5 protein-coding genes are annotated in these 3,102 nt (G+C 37.6%); 3 read left to right on the plus strand and 2 right to left on the minus strand.

Annotated elements, in window-relative coordinates:
* Positions 1–3: 3 nt before the first annotated feature.
* Both ACILQF_RS12120 and ACILQF_RS12125 read left to right on the plus strand, forming a co-directional pair.
* Complete coding sequence (locus ACILQF_RS12120; protein WP_395627668.1) at positions 4–318, plus strand: rhodanese-like domain-containing protein; 315 nt, start codon at positions 4–6, stop codon at positions 316–318.
* Between the two features lie 6 nt (positions 319–324).
* On the plus strand, positions 325–522 hold the full coding sequence (locus tag ACILQF_RS12125; protein WP_395627664.1) for a DUF6358 family protein: 198 nt from the start codon (positions 325–327) through the stop codon (positions 520–522).
* Between the two features lie 2 nt (positions 523–524).
* Here ACILQF_RS12125 and ACILQF_RS12130 read toward each other — a convergent pair whose 3' ends face one another.
* A complete protein-coding gene (locus ACILQF_RS12130; protein ID WP_395627665.1) occupies positions 525–1,538 on the minus strand; it encodes a dipeptide epimerase in 1,014 nt (337 codons plus the stop codon).
* Between the two features lie 122 nt (positions 1,539–1,660).
* On the minus strand, positions 1,661–2,332 hold the full coding sequence (locus tag ACILQF_RS12135) for a TetR/AcrR family transcriptional regulator (RefSeq protein ID WP_395627666.1): 672 nt from the start codon (positions 2,330–2,332) through the stop codon (positions 1,661–1,663).
* Positions 2,333–2,485: 153 nt separating this feature from the next.
* On the opposite strand from ACILQF_RS12135, the gene ACILQF_RS12140 reads away from it, so the two are divergent.
* Positions 2,486–3,102, plus strand: a 617-nt coding sequence (locus ACILQF_RS12140; protein WP_395627667.1) for a SulP family inorganic anion transporter, incomplete at its 3' end; no start/stop codon positions are given.

Consider the following 3,102-nt stretch of genomic DNA (forward strand, 5'->3'; position numbering starts at 1 on the left):
ACCATGAACGAAATAACTGTACAGGACCTAAAAAAGATGATCGACAACAAGGAAGATTTCCAGTTGATTGATGTACGTGAGACTTTTGAGTATGAAATGTCTAATCTGAATGGTTTAAACATTCCACTTGCGGGACTATTATTAGAAGCGGATAAGGTCAGCAAAGATAAACCCGTAATCATGCAATGCAGAAGTGGAGCAAGAAGTGCCGCAGCATTAAACCAGCTTGAGCAATTAGGCTATACCAATCTGTATAATTTAAAAGGTGGAATTCTTGCTTGGAAGGCAGAATTTGAACCAGATATGCCGGTTTATTAATTCCTTATGCTCAAAAAAATCTTATTCAATATTTTCCTGAACATCGCCATTATTGTGGTGGTGATTTCTTTGGCTTGGTCTTTTAAAAACAAGTATTATCTATATGTTTTTGCGGGGTTACCACCATTAGGAATGCTTATTTATCTTAAATTCAGACTCGTTAAAAGCGTGAGAAGCCTGACAAATAAGCCTGAAAAAAAATAAAACTAGCCTTTTATCAGTCCCAAACCTGGTAAATCAGATAAAACCCATCTTCCATTCTTAAATTCTGGATCTTTATACGGATTATTACTCGTTAAGAATGGTCCGTCAAGATCAACCCAATCACAAAGCGGTGCCAAAGCAGCAGCTGCTAAAGTTCCGCAGCTAGTTTCACTCATACAACCCACCATCGTTTTAAGTCCCAATTCCTTAGCCTTCATAATCATGCGATAACCCTCATGCATACCGGCACTTTTCATCAGTTTCATGTTGATGGCATGATAAACGCCTTGTGCCTTTTGAACATCGGCAAAACGTTGAACAGATTCATCGCCAACTATGGCTACAGGACTACGTTCAGTGATCCAAGCGTTTGAATCGAGGTCTTCTTTAGGCATAGGCTGCTCAATTAAAACCACGCCTTGCTCGTGTAGCCAACATACCATATCAAGTCCCTGCTGCTTATCCGTCCAGCCCTGATTGGCATCCACAAAAAGCGGTTTATCAGTCGCGGAGCGGATAGTATTAATCAATTCCTTATCATTATCTCTACCCAATTTCACTTTGATAATATGGCAATCTTCACCCTCCTTGATTTTTTCTAGGAGCACTTCAGGGGTATCAATTCCAAGCGTATAAGATGTAGGAGGCATTTTTGAAGGATCAGCACCAAAATATTGATAACAAGGTTTTTGTTCAATCTTTCCTCGCAGATCATGTAAAGCGATATCAATTGCTGCTTTAATATTTGGGTTTCCAGGGGCAATGCTATCGAGATAAGCGATTACTTCATCGAAATCAAAAGGAGCTTTTAACCAAGATATATCTACTTTCGACATGAAAGCGGTGGCAGACTCTATATTTTCACCCATATAAGGAACCATGGATGCTTCACCATATCCAGTAAAACCCTCATGACTAATCTCCATCAACATGATTGGGGTAGATGTACGAGAAAATTTAGCTATGGTAAAAGGATGCCTTAAATTAAGCTCAAATGGTTTATAGCTGATCTTCATAATTTTAAATTAATGCACGAAATAACGAAATTTATACCATTGACTAGCATTATTAAAGGAATTATATTCCTTTAAAACCTATTCATTTCCATATAAATCGAGATTTTTTAAAACGATAATCACTAACGAATACTAGAAAAGACGAGATCTTCCAAAAACTGAACAACCAATTGCTCGTCTTTACTATTTGCGAAATCCGTTAACGATGGCAAATGGTGCATAAAAAAGACTTGCAAATGCGCCATTTCAATGATGGTAGTGGCGAGTGAACGTGGATGGGTATATGCCGGACTATATTCCAAAATAATGCCCGAAATTAATGAACAAAGATCCTTATAGGGCTTAAATAGTTGATCCTTATTATCCTCAGAAACATGTTTAGTAAGATAAGCCTTTGATCCCTCGGCAATAATAATTTGATGAAGCAAACTTTCGTTTACATACAGCGTTGTATCATCATCCACTACATTAGCAGCCAAAAGTTGGATGAGTTTTTTCAATTTGATCGCAGGATCAGAAATATTGTTCAGATGAAAAGTAACGCGAAATTCTAACCAGCTCCAATACCAAGCAGTAAGATAAATCAATAAACGATGTTTATTTTCAAAATAACGGTAAATACCAGCTTCAGTTGAGCCTATTACTTCAGCAAGTTTTTTAAAGGTAAAAGCCTCAAAACCGTTCTCATGGATCAGCTGGATACTGTTTTGTATTATTTTCCGGCCAAGATCTGTCTGCTCAGGGTTGCGAACAAATAATTTCTCGTTCATTTTAATCTGAAGCTGTAATTCCATAGGATTATCTTTTATTTATGAATACAAAGTGCATTCAATTATTTCGGATTAACAAAAGTAGATAAAAGTTTTACAATTAAATGAGATAGTATTACTATCATTTTAAATATTGATACTATCTTTGTTTTATTATTTACAAAAGAAAAATAGAAAATGGAATCAAAAAACATGTTTAAGGAACTAAAAAGCGACCTCCCAGCGAGTATAGTCGTGTTTTTCGTGGCCGTTCCTCTCTGTCTGGGTATTGCCCTTGCATCAGGAGCACCACTTTTTTCGGGGATCATAGCAGGGATTATTGGTGGAATTATTGTTGGAATGGCCAGCGGTTCAGCACTTGGAGTTAGCGGACCAGCAGCGGGATTAGCCGTTATTGTTCTTACATCCATTGCCACATTAGGTTCATGGCCAACATTTTTACTAGCAGTGGTGATTGCCGGCGTAATTCAGTTAGTTATGGGATTTGCCAAAGCTGGTTTTATTGCCTATTTCTTCCCATCATCAGTAATCAAGGGTATGCTTACGGGTATCGGCCTGCTGATTGTACTAAAGCAAATACCACATGCTTTAGGATACGACAAAGATGCAGAAGGCGATGATTCCTTTTTACAAACAGATGGCGAAAATACCTTTTCAGCACTTGCAAAAGCCTTTGAATGGGTAACTCCTGGCGCATTATTAATTGCGGCTATTTCTCTTGTGATTTTAATTCTTTGGGATACTGTGCTGACTAAAAAACACAAAATATTCCAGTTAATCCAAGGACCAATTGT

Origin of the sequence: Daejeonella sp. (genome assembly GCF_044232565.1) — a bacterium.
Classification (GTDB): Bacteria; Bacteroidota; Bacteroidia; order Sphingobacteriales; family Sphingobacteriaceae; genus Daejeonella.